We start from the raw sequence: 17,911 nt of genomic DNA, 5'->3' as shown, positions 1-17,911 counted from the left end.
TACATAAAACTTACTTATTACTTACCATTATTTTTTGTTGGCTTCAGCAAATTCTTCATCGGAAACCGCTTCCAGCCAAATATTCTGATTGGTTTGCGGATTTCCATTCGTTGCTAAATGCGAAAACCAATTGTCAGCAGTTGCACCGTGCCAATGCTCAACATTCGGAGCAATTTCTACAATATCTCCGGGTTTTAAACGACGCACAGGTTTTCCTCTTTCCTGATATAAACCTTCGCCGCCCACTACAATCAAAAGTTGTCCGCCTGTGTGACTGTGCCAGTTATTGCGACAACCCGGTTCAAATGTGACATTAGAAAGGGGAACATTTACATCTTTATTGCTTGTAAGCGGTGCTAAATAGGACTTGCCAATAAAATACTGCGCATAAGCCGTGTTTTCTTCACCTGCCGGAAAATCACTTATTTTAGGAATATCTGTACTCATTTTGTTTGAATTTATTTGGTTTGAATTTACTCTATTTTGTGCGATTACAGTTGGACTGAATGCCAAAAGAATAATAATTAAATATTTCATTGTTTTACACTTAATTTATGATTCAATTGTTTTGATGATTTTTGCAGGAATTCCCCCCACTACAACATTGTCCGGAACATCTTTGGAAACAACTGCTCCGGCAGCAATCACTGCATTTTCACCAATCGTAACTCCGGGAAGAATCGTTGCGTTGGCTCCAATCCAGGCATTTTTCCTGATTAAAATAGATTTTCCCATTAATCCTTTTCTGTGTTGAGGTTGTAAAGGATGATTTTCCGTTATGAGGCTTACTTTCGGACCGATTAAAACATCGTCTTCAATGGTAATTCCACCCAGAGTCAGAAAAGTACAGTCGAAGTTGATGAATACATTCTTACCGATGTTAAGATTCTTTCCATAATTGATATAAATGGGTGTAAACACCGCTACATTCTTCAACTTTCCACCGACTATTTCACTTAATCTTTTCAAAATCTCATCCGGCTCTGTGGAATTATTTAACTGAATCAATTGTTTCTTAACCTCACAGGAAGCCTCCAGCAATTTATACGTTTCCGGGTCATCGGGCATTATTGTTTCACCATTTCTCAATCGGGCGAAAATATCTTGGTTAAAGCTCATTCTTATATATTTAGAGAAATTAAAAGGCTAAATCCACTATTTTAAAGCGGATTTAAATATTGCCATGTTCAATTATTTCAAATGAGTTCTGAAGAAATTTTCCAGTTTTTCAAAGGGAATCACATCTACTTTATCGTATAAATCAACGTGAACCGCATCCGGAATAATCATCAATTCTTTCGGTTCTGCAGCCATTTTGTAAATGTCTTCTGAGAAGTACCTTGAATGTGCATTTTCACCAGCAATTAAAAGCATAGGTCTAGGTGAAATTTCTTTTATGTAGCTTAAAATAGGCATATTCATGAATGAAAGTGCGCTTGTTAGCCTCCATCCTTTTGTTGAATTTACCGAACGTTCATGAAAACCTCTTGGTGTTTTGTAATAATTGAAATAATCTTTTATAAATTGAGGCTCGCTACCAGTTAATTTTTCCGGGAGATGAGAAGATGTATATGCCTGTTCTCCTGTTTCCGCATCTTTCCATCTTTGTTGGTTCAGATCTTCGAGCGTTTTTGTTCGTTGCTCAAGTGTAACTACATCATTATATCCTTTAGAAATTACTCTTGTCATATCATACATACTGGTGGTGGCAACGGCTTTTATCCGCTTATCTATCGCCGTAGCATTCAGAGCCATCCCTCCAAATCCGCAAATTCCGATAATACCGATCTTATTTCGGTCTACATTGTGTTGAAGTCCTAAGAAATCAACTGCCGCACTGAAATCTTCGGTATTGATGTCGGGGGAAGCAATATCTCTCGGCTCACCTCCACTTTCGCCGGTATAAGAAGGATCAAAAGCGATAACGGCAAAACCTCTTTCCGCCATCTGATTGGCATATAAACCTGAAGACTGTTCTTTTACCGCACCAAACGGTCCGCTGATTGCCAAAGCTGCTAATTTTTCTTTTCCAGTATTCTTGGGAAGGTATAAATCTCCGGAAAGCGTTATTCCGTAACGGTTTTTGAAGGTAACGGCTTTTCGGTTAACTTTATCGCTTAGTTTAAATGTGTAATGTTCGGTTTGTTCGGTTGCATTCATTGTTTTTGGATTTGATTTTTTATTCTGCGCAAATGTCTGTCCGATGAAAAGAAAGGACAAAGCCATCACTGTTGTTGCTATCTTCATATCTGAATTTTGTATTAAAAATTACTGATACAAAATTAGAAATAACGAGGAGCTAACAGTTAATGATAATCAAACCAAAAATTAAGAAATTCAAACTTCCGTTAAACGAAATGCTTTTGGATTTGTGCCTGTTTGTTTTTTAAAGAAATTATTAAAATACGTCGGATAATCGAATCCTAGTGCGAAAGCAATTTCTGAGATATTCCAGTCAGTGTGTTGCAGTAATGCTTTTGCTTCTGTAAGGATACGTTCTGTAATATGAGCTGTTGTAGATTTTCCGGTAATTTCTTTTACAGCACGATTGAGATAATTAACATGAACATTCAGGTTTATCGCAAAATCCTGAGCTGATTTCAATTGCAGAGATTGGTCTGTAGTTTCAATAGGAAATTGTCTTTCCAAGAGTTCCAGAAAAACAGATGATAATCTTAATGCCGCATTCTTATTCTTGTCGAGATCCTCTGCAGGTTCCAGCTTCAGAGATTCGTGAATGATAAGACTTATATAGTTACGTATCAATTCATCCTTATAAACATAATCACTTTCCTGTTCGGCAATCATCTTTTGGAAAATAGTGTTAAGAAACTGTCTTTGTTCTTCGGTAATTTTCAGAACGGGAGTTCCGCCGATTTTAAAGAAAGAAGATTGCTGCAAACTTTCGGAGCGTTCAGAATTCTTGAAAAATTCTTCTGAGAAAAGAATAGTATACCCTTTATAAGTCGTTGAAATCGTTTCCCATGAATAAGGAATATGCGGATTTCCGAAAAAAAGCACAGTTCCTTCCTGCTCGAAACTTTTATCAGAATAATGAATTTTACTTTTCCCTGTCGTAAGACAGATCTTATAAAATTCTTTTCTGCTATACACGCGGGTTTCACTTCCGTCCTGCTCAATCTGGAATGCACGGAAACCTTTTAGTTTTAGCTCAGTATTAAACTCCGAAACAACTCTTTTTACCTTTTCTTTCATTTTTCAAAATTAAGAAAATCAAACCAATCACCTCTAAAATAATTAGAAGTAAAACGTCAATAGAATTCTCTGCCGAAACAAAAAATCCCGACGTTTTAAAAATTTAAAATCTTCAAGCCTATAAAATCAAATAAAGGTTTGACAAAGGAATTTTACAAAGCTGTAAAGCTCTATAGATTATACAATAATTGATGACGATAAAGGAATGAAATATATTTCCTTAACTGGCAATAAATGAATATACTTTTAAATTAATATTTGGTTAAGCGCACTTTTATAACACCCTAAAATGAATTCAGTATAATATAACTGCGAATCTAATGCATGAGTCTTATCATGAAGTTCTATACGTTTCGAAAGAACAATCCCGCCTTTATAGCTGAATGAGCAAAATGAATACACTTTAAAACCTGAATTTCTTACAGATGTAGCATATCCCGTAGATGCAATTCCCCAATCTGTCCCAAATGATTCAGCGACCTTTACAGCCATTGTATCAGCCATTTTTTGGGTCTCAAAGCCGTTTTCCTCAACTTCAATACTGTTGATATCTAAAAAGTTAACTTTTTCAGGTACCGTAAAAGTCGTTATTCCTCCTTTGTAAAACAGTTTTGCATTAGGCATCTGGGAAAAAGCCAGCTGTATTAATCCCGAGGTTACACTTTCTGCTATAGAAACCGTTTCATTCATTGTAATAAGTGAAGTACTGATATAATCAAGTAAATTTTGCTGAAATTTCATGGCATCTGATATTTAATGTTAATATAAAAAGCTTTTTACACTACTGAAATCAATGTTCAGATAACGTCATAATCATTCATTGTTGTTACAAAATAATGCTCAATCATTTCCTTGGCATTGTTGCACATTGATAAAAGATCTTCTCTGGTCATATCCTCAAAAATAAAATCATCATGAACCTCAATAATGAACTCAGTCACTTTTTCAGTGTTCATAAGATCATAAGCCATTAAATCATTTAAATTATCTAATCTGCATTCTTCCTTAAAAAAAGGAGGTTTTCGGGAAATGGAATTCTTAAATTGAAAAAGATGTATTGTTTTCATGATTTCTAACGTTAGAGTGATAATAAGAAAGTCTGTTTTATATATAAACATGGTGGTTACTCATGAATGTTCAAACAGATTTTTTTGTAGATTCAGTTAATGAAATGTATTATATATCAATAGGGTTAAAAAGGACAGAAACCAGAGGTTCCTATCCTTAATTAATTAAAACCTTCTGAAAACAGATTTACCTATTTTATAGAGATTTTAATAAGCTCATTATTAAAGTTGAGAATCCGTAAGTCTATTAATTTTATCATGGTGTATATTCGTTTTCCCCAGTCTTTTTTACTACAATGTTTTCTAATACCAGAGACAAGCATTATGTACGATGTATACTTTCAACTGCTCGCTATATTTTCCAGTCTAAAATTTGCATTATTTATAGTGATATAAACTTTAATGGATCTGATAAATTCCTGATTATTATACTACAAAGATGGCCGTTTCAGTATAGACTACACTATATATATCTGGAATAATCTTACATATATCCCACTTTTATAAGTCTTCCAGGTTTCCAAGACGCCTTTGTTTCAACTGCTTATAAAATGAAGGAGAAAGCCCCGTGATCTTTTTAAACTGGTTAGAGAGATGAGCCACACTGCTGTAATTGAGTTTATAAGAGATTTCTGTAAGATTCAGTTCGTCATACAACAGCAGTTCTTTTACCTTTTCCACTTTATTAATAATGATAAAATGTTGCAGGGTCATTCCTTTCACTTCAGAAAAGGTGTTCGCAAGGTAGGTATAATCATATCCTAATTTTTCACTTATATAATCTGAGAAGTTTTCTTTTGGGAGTGCATCTGAATAATGAATCATTTCTATGACTACATTTTTTATTTTCTCTATCAGGATACTTTTTTTATCATCTAATATCTCAAGCCCTGTTTTAAGTAAGTTTTCTTTTAGAATTTGTCTTAGTTCAACGCTGATATCATCCAATAATTCTACAGTTCCCAAATCTACAATAGCATTTTTAATGCCCAGCCTTTCCAATTCCTGATGGACAACCATTTTGCAGCGCAAACTTACCATATATTTTATATACAACTTCATCCCCCTTACTATTTATACTGCCAATCATTTCATTAACAGACATTTACTCAAAGTTACTCTATTAAATCGGAAATATCTATGATTTATACAACAAATTAAAAGACAATTGCAAAGCTTTCCTTTTTTAATGATTGAAATTTACAGGTAACAAAAAAAATTACAATGTCAAAAGAAAAAGACGGAAAAAAGAAATCAGATAAAACTCCACCCGCAAAATCCGCAAAAGAGAAACGAGAGGATAAAATGAGTAAACGAAGAGGAAAGGAACAAGAAGCCCGAAATAACGTAAACTGAATGGTATCTGTAAAACGAGACGGAATTATACTCAGAAAAACGACTTTAGACTTTGAGAGTGAAGGTGTTTTAAACCCCGCAGTTGTTAAGGATAACGGAAAAATACATTTATTTTACAGAGCTCTTGCAAAGAATAATTTCTCCAGTATCGGATACTGTATACTATCAGATTATAAGACCATAGAAACCCGGTTGAGCAAGCCGGTTATCATCTCCGAGTTTGAATACGAAAAACATGGTGTTGAAGATCCAAGAATCGTAAAAATCGATCATTTGTTTTATCTTACCTATACCAGTTATGACGGGATTAATGCACTGGGAACACTTGCTGTATCGGAGGATCTTACGTCATGGCAAAAAAAGGGCATAATTGTTCCCAAAATTCCATACAACAAGTTTAGATTTTTATCGGAGTCACAAGGTGAAATAGCAGAAAAGTACAGACGTTTCAACAAACTCCCCCCTACTCTTACAAAGGATAAAGATGTCTTCCTGTGGGATAAAAATGTGATATTTTTCCCAAGAAGGATTAACGGTAAGCTTTATTTTCTTCATCGCATAAGACCCGATATTCAAATTGTAGGTATAAAAAACATTGAAGATCTGAATCCTGATTTCTGGAAAGATTATTTCCTTCACTTTAAAGATCATATCATATTATCTCCCCTATATGAGCATGAAGTAAGCTACATTGGCGGAGGATGTCCCCCTATAGAAACCGAGCATGGGTGGCTTTTGATATACCATGGCGTACATGATACTATTGAAGGATATGTTTACAGCGCATGTGCTGCCCTACTGGATCTTGATAATCCCGAAAAGGAAATTTCAAGACTTCCTTATCCTCTTTTCAAACCCGAAGAAGAATGGGAGCAGAAAGGAGAAGTAAACAATGTCTGCTTCCCTACCGGAGCCATCGTAGAAGGAGATACACTCCATGTTTACTATGGAGCAGCAGACAAAAGAATTGCTGTTGCTTCTTTAAGTATTTCAGAATTACTGAAAGAATTACTACGGTACACACCATAACTGACTATTCAATACAGGATGTCAGACTTTAAAACAGATATCATCATGAATAAAAATATAAAATCAGACGTGGAGGAAAAGACAAAAAGACGATCTGTACAAAGTAATAAAAACACATTTTATCATAAACCTGAAATTATCTTTATAAGTACTTTTCCTCCTAAGGTGTGCGGTATTGCAACCTATTGTCAGGATTTGATACAATCTCTTAAGTTAAAATTCAGAGAATCATTTAGCATCATTACCTGCCCGATGGAAACTGAGGATGAGCATTATCAATATGAAGCAGATCCAGCATATCGCTTAAATACATCCGATGCCATATCTTACTTGGAGCTGGCTGATAAAATCAACAAAAATGACAGGATTCAACTGGTTATGCTCCAGCATGAATTTGGATTTTTCAACGAAACCCAAGACGGATTACTCCTTTTCCTTCAAAATTTACAGAAAGACCTCATCATTACTTTTCACACTGTTCTGCCGAAACCTGATCCCAAATTAAAAGAAAAAGTAAAAGAAATCAGCAGTTTCGTAAAATCCATTATTGTCATGACCGGTATTTCTGCGGATATCCTTACCAATGATTATGATATTTCATCTGATAAAATTAAAGTGATACCCCACGGTACCCATTTGCTTCCATTTATAGATAAAATTTCACTGAAAACAAAATACGGACTTAAAGATAAAAAGGTACTTTCAACATTTGGTTTACTGGGTGCTGGGAAAAATATTGAAACCTCTTTAGAAGCTCTGCCTGCAATCATTTCCCAAAATCCGGATGTTATGTTTCTGATTATCGGAAAGACACATCCCGGAGTCATTAAATATGAAGGAGAAAAGTACCGTGATTTTTTACAGGATACTATTAGGAGGCTTCATCTGGAAAAACATACGTACTTTATCAACCAATATCTGCCTTTGAATGAGTTGCTAGATTATCTTCAGCTTACCAATATCTATCTTTTCACTACAAAAGACAGAAATCAGGCAGTAAGCGGTACTTTTTCCTATGCCATCAGCTGTGGATGCCCTATTGTTTCTACCCCTATTCCTCATGCTGTGGAAGTCTTAAATGAAGATCTGGGAATTATTATTGATTTTGAAGCTCCGGAACAGCTTGCTGCTGCCGTGAATACATTATTGAAAAATGAAACCGCACAGGAAAAATTACGATCAAATAGTCTGGAAAAAATGGCTCCCACAGCTTGGGAGAATTCATCTATTTCACACGCCTTATTATTTCAACAATACAACAATGACAAAATGACATTACACTATACATTCCCGATCATCAATCTTAGCCATATCAAAAATATGACAACGAATTTTGGAATGATCCAATTTTCTAAAATCAACAAACCTGATATCAATTCCGGGTATACTTTGGACGATAATGCCCGTGCTTTGATTGTAGCCTGCAGACATTATGAAGTAAGCAGAGATGAATCTGATCTTGACTTAATCTCAACCTACCTGAATGTAATAAGGTTTTGTCAACAACTAGATGGTAGTTTTCTCAATTATGTAAATCAAGACAAGGAATTTGCACAACAGAACTACGAAACCAACCTTGAAGATTCCAATGGTAGGGCAATCTGGGCACTGGGGTACCTTCTTTCTATAAAAGCAATCTTACCACAACTGTTTTCTGATGAAGCAGAGTCTATCATTGAAAAAAGTCTTCCGTCTATTGATAAAATTCATTCTACCCGTGCAATGGCTTTTATTATAAAGGGATTGCATTATCAAAACTCTGAAAACAATATTCCATTATTGAAAAAGCTGGCTAACAGACTGGTAAAAATGTATCAGCATGAGAAACATAAAGACTGGCATTGGTTTGAAAGCTACCTGACCTACGGAAACAGCGTACTCCCTGAAGCTTTATTGTGTGCGTGGATTACGACCCAGGACGAAATGTATAAACAGGTTGCCAATGAATCATTCAAGTTTTTGCTTTCTAAAACATTTAGTAAGGGAGGCATTAAAGTAATATCCAACAAAGGATGGCTGCAGAAAGAAACGATTAAAAGTCCTGAATCAATTGGTGGTGAACAGCCTATCGATGTTGCTTATACCATACTAACCTTATCTACATTCTACAAGGTTTTTAAGGATGAAAAATACTTGCAGATGATGAGAAATGCTTTTAGTTGGTTTTTAGGAAAGAATCATTTACATCAGATTATTTATAACCCTGCAACAGGCGGATGTTATGATGGGCTTGAAGAGAAAAATGTTAATCTCAATCAGGGAGCAGAATCAACAGTCAGTTACCTCATGGCAAGGCTCTGTTTTAAAAAGTAATAACATAATTAATGTTGTAATACATTGTAATGAAAGTAAGTATAAGATTATTGACAATAGTCTGTAAAGTATTTGTTTATTCGTAATTCCAACCAACAGTTAAACTGCTGATCAAACACAGATGTCAGTCATTTATCCGCATCTCTGTAATAAGACCTAAGGTTTATGATCTTTGAGACTTCATTCTTCTTTTTCCAGCTCTAAATTCATACGATTATGAGAAAAACACAGAATGGTTTTCTTTTTATAAAACATGAATCTGTCAGTAAAAAAAGATTGCGGACACTATACAGTGTGTGATAGCTGTAAAATAAAAACCATTTTGTAATACAACAGGTTATAAGACACCAACTTTGTACTATAGCAACTAAGTTATACTAAATTTCCACCTTAAGAACACAAATCATTAAGGCAACAAATATTTCCAAATTCCTTAAAACTGGAATTTGAAGTCATAGCAATTTATAACTTTCTTGCAGAGAAAACTAAATATTACCACAAAAATGACGCATTAAAAAGTTATTCATAAAAACCTTCCTAAGAAGAGTTAAAATAACTGTATTAATTCTACTACATATACAACAAATATAAATAGAATCGTATGACTTGCAGCATATAAATGCAATTGATTAACACATACATTTATTGTTCATAATAGTTGTACATTCTCATTAGTACAATTGACTCTCCCCTAAAAAGGAGGGTTTTTGTTATATAATCCATTATAGGGCATTAGGGAGGCTAATAAAACTTTCACAAATTTATTATATGGTGTTTTCGCGGATATGATTGCGATCATATCTCTACAACACACATAATAGCGGATTTTTTTATTATACAAAATTTGCGATTCTATTTATAATGGTCTAATGACTTTTGTATAGGAAATCGTAATTACTAACTGAAGTGGACAATTAGCAATAATTATGCAAACCCGTAGGTAGCCAAAAGAAAGCAGCCAATTTATTTATTATTATCAAGCAATCCAATTATAATAATAAAAGTATCGAATAAGAAAGTATAGGTTGTTTTGAATATTTTCGAAAGATCTCTGACCCTGCTGAATTCTTAATAAAAAGTTTAGTGCGGGATATAAAATTTTCATAATGAAGGATATGATTAAACAATTACGTAAGGGATCTCTGCAGTGCGGCGGCAATAAATATAATATCATAACTTTCAGAGATTATCAATGCGAAATAAAACAAGAAATTGAATTTTAACATTAAACTATAATGCGAATAATAGTAAAAGTATAACAATATTTTATGTTTTTTGAATAGCATAATTATATACTATATCTTCACTAAGATATAAATATAGTCTTGTTTTAAATATTCCGAAAAATGTTTTTTTCAAGATATAAACACGCTCTATTGTATGCAATTTTTGTAACTGATAATCAAAAAGAAAAGGTTCTATATCATCCATCTTTTTTCCAATTAACTGATCTTCTGATATAATGTTCTGACTTTTATCTTGGAAGTAATATTTTTTAGTCATATCAATAAATAATTTTTATTGCAAAATCTTTTCTTATTTTCAGAATACTTCTTTTCAAGCTTGATTTCCAATAGTGGTTAATTATAAGAACGGTCTGTTTGGTAAGGAAAAATTATTTCCCTGAGTCTTCAAAAGTTTTTTTTATGGATTCAGTTGATGAAATATATTCTATATCAACCATCACATCATATGAACTAAAGATGGCTGTTTCAGTATATATCAAGCTATATAATACACAGCTAAATAGGTTTATGGTACGATTGTGATAAAAAGATAAATTAAAAATATAGCGATCAGTACAATTCCCTGCATAATATTGGTTCTGCCCGTTGCCAGTGAAACGGTAATAATAAAAAGCGACAGGCCTAAAAGTATGGTTGATTTGATATCTATCCCTAATGTCATTCTTATACCGGTCATTACAGATATAATGGCTATGGCGGGAATACTGAGTCCGATACTTGCCAAAGCAGAACCAAAAGCCAGATTTAATGAGGTTTGGATCTGATCACTTTTTGCAGCTCTGAATGCAGCCAGTCCTTCCGGAAGAAGAACAATACCTGCAATAATGATCCCTACAAGAGATTTTGGGGCACCTGCGGAAACCACTATATGCTCAACATCCTTTGAAAGAAGCTTTGCCAGTAAAACGACTATTCCCAGGGATAATAGTAACAATATACAACTGATATACAATTGTTTTCGGGAAATCAGTTCATGATTATCTTGTACAGGCTGATTTTTGGACAGTTTATTCTCTGGAGAAATGAAAAAGCTTCGATGTCTAAACGTTTGAATCATAGTAAATCCAAGATAAAGTCCTAAAGAAATCAAGGCAATAAAAAGCAATTGAAAGGATGTATATTCACCTCCGAGATGACTTATCGTATAATTAGGCAGAATAAGCACAAAAATAATCACGGAGGTAAGCGTAATGAGTGCCGTACTTACCCCCTGCAATGTAAAGCTCTGTTCTCTGTATCTTAAGGAACCTATGACAATACAGCTCCCAATAATTCCGGTAAGGATTATCATCACTGCTGCAAAAACCGTATCTCTGGCAAGGGTAATGGTTTCTAAACCTTTTGCTCCCATCATGATAGAAATAATAAGTCCTACTTCTATAACCGTAATGGCAAATGCCAGAAGCAAAGTTCCAAATGGCTCTCCCAGGCGATGGGCAATAACTTCGGAATGATACACCGCTGCCAAAACACTCCCCATCAAAAATAAAGCAAGAATCACAGAATAATACCCTGAAGAAAAAACAGTATTCCCAACATAAGAAAGCCACGCCAGGATAGGAACTAAAAAAGTCCACGTCCATAAATATTTTTTTATATTCATAAAAACAATAATATTTCTACAATTGAATTGTCCTTTGGAGAAATCACAAGATTTATATTCCTTTTTCAAAACAGTTTCTATAAATGATTTGAAGCAGACTAGAAATGAGATATACCGGAAATATCAAATAATGAAAAAGTGAACAGGTCGGAACTTAGAGTCCTGATCATCAGTTCAATGTAGTTATTCAGCAAGATACGATTAATTAATCACTTATTTGAAATTATATAACAGTATTTTAGGTTTGTAAGCATCTCCTAAGGCTCAAAAATCTCCATTACTTCATAAATAGTCATCAAAGCCATTGTTTTTATGATCAACCGTATTCAGATGCTCAAAACAAGCCGGTATTTTATAAAAGTGTGATATGTGCAACATAAAAGAAACAATCTGTAATACAATAGATTATTAAACACCCATCTTTGTATGGTAGCAATGAAGTTACACTAAAATCCACCTTATGGACACAAACCAAAACAAAGGCAACAAATTTTTCAAAACTCCTGGAGCCTGGATTGAGCAGTCAAAACAACTGAAAGAAAAATTTTCAACATTAACGGACCACGATCTGAAGCTTGAAGAAGGTAAAGAAAGGGAAATGCTGGAAAGAATCGGAAACAGATTAAGAAAAAACCGTGAAGAAGTTCTCAATATTATCAAAGAAATCAATCTTTCATAAATTGTTTTCAAGGACAGTTAAAGCCCATGAAAAAATATATTTATCAAACGCTTTCACTGGAAAAAGGGATGGAATATTAGACTGTTCTGTCCCTTTTATTTACAATACCATCTGCTCTTTTTATTTTTAAACCCACAGTGATGAATCATAGAGAACTTGAAAAATCGAAAGTATATATTACAAGCCAGATTGTAGATTACATTCCAAATTCTGTAGTCAGTAAAAATATACTGGAAAAACTGACCGGCAATATCAGTGTTTTATCTTTTGATGACAAAGAAGGGTTATCTGAAAAGATTTCTCCTTTCGATACTGTTGCACAGATCATTGAAGGTAAAGCTGAAATCATTATAGACGGGGCTTCTTACTTTATGGAAGAGGGTGAATGCATTATCGTTCCTGCCCATAAATCTCATTCTATAAAAGGAAATAAGCGATTTAAGATGATCGTAACAATAATAAAAAGCGGCTATGAATAATCTGGATACCCTATCTATTTTAACGAAAAAGATATTAAAAAAAACAGTTGAAATTCAAAAAGAATTTCCTGAACTCTATGAGCTTTTAGACGAAACACCACTATTTTTTTCTTTTGCAGAGAAAAATATAACAATCAGAGATCTAAGACAGTATCTTATTTCCCTTATAATACAGCAAAAGGCCTTCGAAAAAAGGGCTGTCATGAAAAATGATTTACAATAAAATTCTGATGAAAAAGTTAACTAAGCATCCAAAGAGTAAATTAGGGCTCAGAAATAAAAAAAATATTTCAAGAAGATCCTATTATTCCCAGTTTACCTCGCTGTTCTATCTACGAAATACAAACATAACCTTAGAAAGAGATGCTAAAGAGATTATAAGAATGTTAAAAGAATTACAGCAGCTTATCAACAGATCAAGATTGGTATTTAGCACATACTGTAGTTTAAGCCAGCATAACCTGTGGCAGTCTGTTTTAGAAGACCTGAGCGGGAACATACAGAATATTAAAATCCAGTTTGAATATATACTGGAAAATATTACTAAAAAAAATAAAATCAATGCATCTATATTCTGGCAGCAAAACGAAGTCTATACAGATGAAATGGAAGTAACCCATAAAAAACTCATTCTGTTGACTACTCAGATTTTACCGGAAGAAGAAAGATCATCATGGAAAGTAAATATTTATAACTTTTACAATGAAATTTTTTCTTTACTGGTTCCACTTATTGGGATGTGCAGGATTGAATTGGACTTTATAGAAAAATATTCGCCCAAAATCTTCAACCAAACTGCTATGGATATTATTAAAAATATCCCAAAAAATTACACACTACAGGAAGCAAAGGAATATGAACATGAATACTTAAAAGTATTAACCAACTACAGTCATGAATTCTATAGAAAAAATAATTTTTGGAACAGTTTACTATATATACTTTCAGGCGGCCTGTACCCATTACCATCAGAACGTACCCTATCCAAAAGAGGGATCAGCAGAAAAATGAAAGATAAGCTTTTTTAATGAATCTCAACCTAAATTTTTTACTTATTAAATATTTTTATAATGAAAGCAATACACCTTTACCGGTTTAACGATTCTATTTTCCGTAAAATTCCTTTCTTCAAAGAAGAGCATAGGTTGAAAACCGATGTAATGGAAATTGATTTAATGAATATTGAAATAGTAACTGAATATATCGTGAAAACCCATGATGACTTTAGTTTTGACAATACATCAGGAAATGATCTTTTATCAATGTGCAAAAAAGCTCAAAAAACAATTGAACATTATTTTGTGATAAGACTGGATCACTATGATTTTATATGAAAAAGTTATTTAATCAAATGTTAGTATCATAATCCAAAAAGTAAGATATTGGAGGCTTCCCGCATTTTAATTTTTTTAATCTGGCTTCTTATTATAAAAAATGATATAGAAAAATTACATCCCCTGTATAGGTGGGTTTCGTATGATTCTTTATAAGAAGTTTAGCTTCCACTACTACTTTTATAGTTCCTCTAAGATCTGTCACCGATTTCACAGTGGCCTGTAGTTTTACGTCAGTCTCTACAGGAACAGCCTGGCCAAATTTAAGGTTCTCAATCCCATAATTGATTTCCATTTTTACATTTCTCACCACAGCAATTTGTTTCCAGAGATAAGGGATCAGCGATAAAAGCAAATAGCCATGAGCAATTGTAGATTTGAACGGGCCTTCTTTTTCAGCTCTTTCTTTATTAATATGGATGCTGAATAAGCTTGTCAATATCAAATAGAGGATTATCTAATTCTATTATCCTTTCTAAATTCCCACCAAATTTTTCGAGATCTCTTCGTTTATGGTTCAAGAACGAAACAGCCAAATAAACAGTTATTATTCCAACAGTAATTAATAGTTAGCTTTCAGCAGATTAAGACTTTCATTACAAAAGTGCTGATTTCAAAGAACTCATGATTCTACGATAAAACATATAACAACTGAAAATCAATTAATTAAAATTACAAACCATAGAGATTTGAAAATTTAGGATTCGATGACCTAACAGGATCCGAACATCAAAATTTAGAGAGAAAGCAGATTTTTATTCCTTTAAATTGTATGATTTATACAAAAATAAGTAAGAAGTAAGTGTATCGCAACTAGATGATGTGGGTTAAGAATCGTTTAAACGAAAACTCTTCCTGATAGAGATACAGAAAAATTTCATAAAAAAGACCGTTTTCACGAGTTGTGAGACGGCCTCTAAAATTTCTGAGAACGATGAAAAATGCCGGGTACTAAGCAAGATATTTATTAAAAAACGGAACTATCTCTTCCAATGCTCTTTTCGTAGCTTCTTCTCCATCATATAAATCATAATGGCTTGCTCCCTGAACAACCTGAATGCTCTTTTGCTTTGATGCCGACTTATTAAACAGCTCAAAACCATCCCTGTATGAACCAAAAGCGCCTACTTTATCGCCAATCACTATGTGAAGTGGCTGTGTAAGCAATAAGTCTGCTAAATGGAAAGCATCAAAAGCCATTGCTTTGTCCAAACTATCCACACGTAAATGATTGGGAGAGTTCGGATGCTGTCCTCTTGGTGTCTGATAGTAGTCTACAGCTTCAATGATGTCAACATCGTTAATTTCTGCGGCTATTCTGTCTTCCTGTGAATTTGGTCTGTAGACTGTAATAGCAGGTTCAGCTCCTCTTGCCTGAGCGGTGCGTTGCCTTGCAATTCCCTCCAGGGTTCTGATAGCTGCATCAGCTGTAAAATCTCCCTCACGAAGCAAGCGCCCATAGTTCGCACCCACAACCGTTACTACGGCTTTAAAGCGTCTTTCCGTCATTGCAGCATTAACAGCATATCCGCCTCCGCCACAAACTCCCAAAACACCTATTTTTTCTTCATCTACATAATCCAATGTAGTCAGAAAGTCTGCAGCACAACGAAAATCTTCTACACGGGTAGCGGGGTCTTCTAAGAACCTTACTTCGCCACCGCTTTCTCCCTGGTTAGAGGCATCAAAAGCCAGCGTAATAAAACCTGCTTCTGCCAATGCTTTTCCATAAATGTTTCCGGCTGTCTGCTCTTTACAACTGCTGATAGGATGCGCACAAACAATCGCCGGATATTTTTTAGTTTCATCAAAGTCTTTAGGGAATTGAAGGATACCTGCTACATCCCAATTTCTGTTTTTGAATTTTACTGCTTTCATTAGAATTTATCTTTAATAAGTTATTGAACAGTACAAAGATATTCTGACTTAGAAGCTCCATCCTTAAAGTAATTACGGGAAGACTTTAACTATTTACTGATTTCGGAAAACACTTGGAGAAATGCCTGTTTCCTTTTTGAAAAACGTAGCGAAATAGGAAGGATATTCAAACCCTAAACTAAAAGCTATCTCGCTGATACTTAATGAGGTTGTCCGTAATTTGTTCTTCGCAATCTGTATGAGCAGCTGATGTATATGCTCCTGTGGCGAGCGACCTGTGTAGTGCTTAATGAGGTCGCCAAAATAGTTAGAAGACAGATTAGCTATATCCGAAAAGTAGGAAACTGAGGGCATTTTCAGGGCATTCTGTTCATTGTCATAATATGCTTCGAGATTTTTGTAAAAATCAGATACAGTAGTGTTGTATAATTCCTCTCGTGTATCAAACTGCCTGCTGTAAAATTTTTGGATATAGGAAAGAATAAGCGAAGCATAAGAAATTACAATATCTTTTGAAAAATTCTCATTGCCTTCAAACTCTTTCAGTGCCTTTCGAAAAAGGTCGGTAATGGTTTTCTCTTCTTCTTTCGTGATAAAAAGTCCTTCGTGATTGCCGTAATAAGTAAAACTGTATTCTTTGGCAATCTTCCTGAATAGTCCAGCATCAATCAAAATATGATACCCTGAAATTTGATGCTCTATATCCCATTGCAAAAAATCTCCGGGTTGATCGAGATAGACAAAGGCATCCGCCTGGTCGAATATCGTCTGACCGAAGTTCTTGTCTTTATCAAAGTTTAACTTGATTGCCAAAAAATAGAAGTCAAGCTCAATAGGAGCCGATTTTCTACGCATCTCCTTTTGCTTATGATATTCAACCAAATGGATTTGATTGTTCTTAAAACCGCTGATATTGGTATATTCAAGAAACTCTTTTATATTGTACCTTTTCTTCAAATGATTATCAATTGTAAAATGCAAATTTAAAAATTAAGTGAGTTACAGGCTTTAAACTTTTACTGAAATATTTTTGATTTTTACAGATACATACAAATATTCAATGTGTAATAAAACAAGGCTTTTCAACGTTGGCAAAAGCACAAATGTACTTTCTGTTCTATTTTAAACTTCTTTCGGTTATATTCCCGTATTACTTCCAGCCTTTTTTAACAGCCATTATTAAGAGCTTAGCGAATTGACTTTGAAAATCTCTCTTGAACGTCGCCGAGTTATAAATCAGGAACATTATGATTTTTGTAATCCTTGTTTAATTTGGCTCAGTCGAACCAAATCATCAATAAAAGTGTTTGAAGATACGCTCGTCTTGGTCACATGACAGGATCATTTAATTCTATAATTCTTTCCAAATCTTCCACTAAATGTTTCGATATTTCTTCGGTCCTGGGTACAAAACCGGAGAAAGGTGATCATTCACTTTTTCTCCGGTTTTTTTCTGATTGCAACTCACTGTTAATCTATAAGAGATTCCATGGCTTCTTTCCTTTAAAAGATTCTCCTGTTGTAAATCTAGTGCTCCTGAATACGGTGAAGCAAATGCTGAAATTGATTTATCAAGTTTAAAATCGGAAACTTTATTATGCATCACTAGCATATTAGTAATCTTTTTAATACCTCATCGAAAATTGTTACTAAGTTCCTTATATTATTGAAGTGCAATATTGTTCTTTGAAGAATTAAGAATTCTGAAAG

General features: G+C 34.1%; 20 protein-coding genes. 8 read left to right on the top strand and 12 right to left on the bottom strand.

Going from position 1 to position 17,911, the window contains the following annotated elements; all coding sequences use genetic code 11:
* Positions 1-27 precede the first annotated feature (27 nt).
* The 7 genes from FN817_RS03180 to FN817_RS03150 form a co-directional block, all read right to left on the bottom strand.
* Positions 28-447 (bottom strand): cupin domain-containing protein, encoded by a 420-nt coding sequence (locus tag FN817_RS03180; protein ID WP_228451459.1) that lies wholly within the window; start codon positions 445-447, stop codon positions 28-30.
* Between the two features lie 105 nt (positions 448-552).
* Complete coding sequence (locus FN817_RS03175; RefSeq protein WP_142716679.1) at positions 553-1,119, bottom strand: sugar O-acetyltransferase; 567 nt, start codon at positions 1,117-1,119, stop codon at positions 553-555.
* Positions 1,120-1,191: 72 nt separating this feature from the next.
* Entirely contained in the window at positions 1,192-2,247 is a 1,056-nt protein-coding gene (locus FN817_RS03170; RefSeq protein WP_142716678.1) for an alpha/beta hydrolase, read from the bottom strand.
* Positions 2,248-2,337: 90 nt separating this feature from the next.
* Positions 2,338-3,216: a helix-turn-helix domain-containing protein gene (locus tag FN817_RS03165; RefSeq protein ID WP_142716677.1), complete on the bottom strand. Its 879-nt coding sequence runs from the start codon at positions 3,214-3,216 to the stop codon at positions 2,338-2,340.
* 246 nt (positions 3,217-3,462) lie between these two features.
* Positions 3,463-3,957: a CinA family protein gene (locus FN817_RS03160; RefSeq protein ID WP_142716676.1), complete on the bottom strand. Its 495-nt coding sequence runs from the start codon at positions 3,955-3,957 to the stop codon at positions 3,463-3,465.
* A gap of 56 nt (positions 3,958-4,013) precedes the next feature.
* Positions 4,014-4,283: a hypothetical protein gene (locus FN817_RS03155; protein WP_052186224.1), complete on the bottom strand. Its 270-nt coding sequence runs from the start codon at positions 4,281-4,283 to the stop codon at positions 4,014-4,016.
* 501 nt (positions 4,284-4,784) lie between these two features.
* The gene (locus tag FN817_RS03150; protein ID WP_198424141.1) at positions 4,785-5,345 is read right to left on the bottom strand and encodes a helix-turn-helix domain-containing protein; all 561 of its coding nucleotides are present in this window, start codon (positions 5,343-5,345) and stop codon (positions 4,785-4,787) included.
* Between the two features lie 162 nt (positions 5,346-5,507).
* Between FN817_RS03150 and FN817_RS23450 the strand changes: the two genes are divergently transcribed.
* Genes FN817_RS23450 through FN817_RS03140 form a run of 3 tightly spaced genes read left to right on the top strand, consistent with a single transcriptional unit; the run spans position 5,508 to position 8,981 of the window.
* The gene (locus tag FN817_RS23450) at positions 5,508-5,639 is read left to right on the top strand and encodes a hypothetical protein (protein ID WP_255522113.1); all 132 of its coding nucleotides are present in this window, start codon (positions 5,508-5,510) and stop codon (positions 5,637-5,639) included.
* Positions 5,640-6,668 carry a glycoside hydrolase family 130 protein gene (locus tag FN817_RS03145; protein ID WP_142716674.1) on the top strand — a complete coding sequence of 343 codons (1,029 nt, stop codon included), beginning with the start codon at positions 5,640-5,642 and terminating at the stop codon, positions 6,666-6,668.
* Between the two features lie 45 nt (positions 6,669-6,713).
* Positions 6,714-8,981, top strand: coding sequence for a glycosyltransferase (locus tag FN817_RS03140; protein ID WP_228451458.1), 2,268 nt, complete (start codon positions 6,714-6,716; stop codon positions 8,979-8,981).
* Positions 8,982-10,733: 1,752 nt separating this feature from the next.
* On the opposite strand, the gene FN817_RS03135 is transcribed toward FN817_RS03140, so the two are convergent.
* A complete protein-coding gene (locus FN817_RS03135; protein ID WP_047420499.1) occupies positions 10,734-11,831 on the bottom strand; it encodes a calcium:proton antiporter in 1,098 nt (365 codons plus the stop codon).
* A 460-nt stretch (positions 11,832-12,291) separates the two neighbouring features.
* On the opposite strand from FN817_RS03135, the gene FN817_RS03130 reads away from it, so the two are divergent.
* From FN817_RS03130 to FN817_RS03110, 5 genes are all read left to right on the top strand, one after another.
* On the top strand, positions 12,292-12,510 hold the full coding sequence (locus FN817_RS03130) for a hypothetical protein (protein WP_047420497.1): 219 nt from the start codon (positions 12,292-12,294) through the stop codon (positions 12,508-12,510).
* Positions 12,511-12,650: 140 nt separating this feature from the next.
* A complete protein-coding gene (locus tag FN817_RS03125) occupies positions 12,651-12,989 on the top strand; it encodes a cupin domain-containing protein (protein WP_047420562.1) in 339 nt (112 codons plus the stop codon).
* Complete coding sequence (locus FN817_RS03120) at positions 12,982-13,212, top strand: hypothetical protein (RefSeq protein ID WP_142716673.1); 231 nt, start codon at positions 12,982-12,984, stop codon at positions 13,210-13,212. The genes FN817_RS03125 and FN817_RS03120 overlap by 8 nt, the downstream gene beginning before the upstream one ends.
* A 7-nt stretch (positions 13,213-13,219) precedes the next feature.
* Positions 13,220-14,017 carry a hypothetical protein gene (locus FN817_RS03115; RefSeq protein WP_142716672.1) on the top strand — a complete coding sequence of 266 codons (798 nt, stop codon included), beginning with the start codon at positions 13,220-13,222 and terminating at the stop codon, positions 14,015-14,017.
* A gap of 42 nt (positions 14,018-14,059) precedes the next feature.
* The gene (locus tag FN817_RS03110) at positions 14,060-14,323 is read left to right on the top strand and encodes a heme oxygenase (RefSeq protein ID WP_142716671.1); all 264 of its coding nucleotides are present in this window, start codon (positions 14,060-14,062) and stop codon (positions 14,321-14,323) included.
* 91 nt (positions 14,324-14,414) lie between these two features.
* Here FN817_RS03110 and FN817_RS03105 read toward each other — a convergent pair whose 3' ends face one another.
* From FN817_RS03105 to FN817_RS03090, 4 genes are all read right to left on the bottom strand, one after another.
* Entirely contained in the window at positions 14,415-14,762 is a 348-nt protein-coding gene (locus FN817_RS03105) for a MaoC/PaaZ C-terminal domain-containing protein (RefSeq protein ID WP_228451457.1), read from the bottom strand.
* A 512-nt stretch (positions 14,763-15,274) separates the two neighbouring features.
* Entirely contained in the window at positions 15,275-16,201 is a 927-nt protein-coding gene (locus FN817_RS03100; protein WP_142716670.1) for an alpha/beta hydrolase, read from the bottom strand.
* Positions 16,202-16,294: 93 nt separating this feature from the next.
* Positions 16,295-17,158 carry a helix-turn-helix domain-containing protein gene (locus tag FN817_RS03095; RefSeq protein WP_167498802.1) on the bottom strand — a complete coding sequence of 288 codons (864 nt, stop codon included), beginning with the start codon at positions 17,156-17,158 and terminating at the stop codon, positions 16,295-16,297.
* 418 nt (positions 17,159-17,576) lie between these two features.
* Entirely contained in the window at positions 17,577-17,804 is a 228-nt protein-coding gene (locus FN817_RS03090; RefSeq protein ID WP_142716668.1) for a hypothetical protein, read from the bottom strand.
* Between the last annotated feature and the right edge of the window lie 107 nt (positions 17,805-17,911).

Origin of the sequence: Chryseobacterium rhizoplanae, from assembly GCF_900182655.1 — a bacterium.
Classification (GTDB): domain Bacteria; phylum Bacteroidota; class Bacteroidia; order Flavobacteriales; family Weeksellaceae; genus Chryseobacterium; species Chryseobacterium rhizoplanae.
The sequence above is the reverse complement of the archived record's forward strand: the minus strand, read 5'-3'. Positions and strand labels throughout refer to the sequence as shown.

What these genes read in the sequence shown, in the direction of transcription:
- FN817_RS03175 (WP_142716679.1), bottom strand. Translation starts at nt 1,119, where the DNA reads ATGAGCTTTAACCAAGATATTTTCGCCCGATTGAGAAATGGTGAAACA.
- FN817_RS03135 (WP_047420499.1), bottom strand. Translation starts at nt 11,831, where the DNA reads ATGAATATAAAAAAATATTTATGGACGTGGACTTTTTTAGTTCCTATC.
- FN817_RS03120 (WP_142716673.1), top strand. Translation starts at nt 12,982, where the DNA reads ATGAATAATCTGGATACCCTATCTATTTTAACGAAAAAGATATTAAAA.
- FN817_RS03125 (WP_047420562.1), top strand. Translation starts at nt 12,651, where the DNA reads ATGAATCATAGAGAACTTGAAAAATCGAAAGTATATATTACAAGCCAG.
- FN817_RS03115 (WP_142716672.1), top strand. Translation starts at nt 13,220, where the DNA reads ATGAAAAAGTTAACTAAGCATCCAAAGAGTAAATTAGGGCTCAGAAAT.
- FN817_RS03170 (WP_142716678.1), bottom strand. Translation starts at nt 2,247, where the DNA reads ATGAAGATAGCAACAACAGTGATGGCTTTGTCCTTTCTTTTCATCGGA.
- FN817_RS03090 (WP_142716668.1), bottom strand. Translation starts at nt 17,804, where the DNA reads ATGCATAATAAAGTTTCCGATTTTAAACTTGATAAATCAATTTCAGCA.
- FN817_RS03165 (WP_142716677.1), bottom strand. Translation starts at nt 3,216, where the DNA reads ATGAAAGAAAAGGTAAAAAGAGTTGTTTCGGAGTTTAATACTGAGCTA.
- FN817_RS03110 (WP_142716671.1), top strand. Translation starts at nt 14,060, where the DNA reads ATGAAAGCAATACACCTTTACCGGTTTAACGATTCTATTTTCCGTAAA.
- FN817_RS03145 (WP_142716674.1), top strand. Translation starts at nt 5,640, where the DNA reads ATGGTATCTGTAAAACGAGACGGAATTATACTCAGAAAAACGACTTTA.
- FN817_RS03100 (WP_142716670.1), bottom strand. Translation starts at nt 16,201, where the DNA reads ATGAAAGCAGTAAAATTCAAAAACAGAAATTGGGATGTAGCAGGTATC.
- FN817_RS03130 (WP_047420497.1), top strand. Translation starts at nt 12,292, where the DNA reads ATGGACACAAACCAAAACAAAGGCAACAAATTTTTCAAAACTCCTGGA.
- FN817_RS03150 (WP_198424141.1), bottom strand. Translation starts at nt 5,345, where the DNA reads ATGAAGTTGTATATAAAATATATGGTAAGTTTGCGCTGCAAAATGGTT.
- FN817_RS03155 (WP_052186224.1), bottom strand. Translation starts at nt 4,283, where the DNA reads ATGAAAACAATACATCTTTTTCAATTTAAGAATTCCATTTCCCGAAAA.
- FN817_RS03160 (WP_142716676.1), bottom strand. Translation starts at nt 3,957, where the DNA reads ATGAAATTTCAGCAAAATTTACTTGATTATATCAGTACTTCACTTATT.
- FN817_RS03180 (WP_228451459.1), bottom strand. Translation starts at nt 447, where the DNA reads ATGAGTACAGATATTCCTAAAATAAGTGATTTTCCGGCAGGTGAAGAA.
- FN817_RS23450 (WP_255522113.1), top strand. Translation starts at nt 5,508, where the DNA reads ATGTCAAAAGAAAAAGACGGAAAAAAGAAATCAGATAAAACTCCACCC.
- FN817_RS03140 (WP_228451458.1), top strand. Translation starts at nt 6,714, where the DNA reads ATGAATAAAAATATAAAATCAGACGTGGAGGAAAAGACAAAAAGACGA.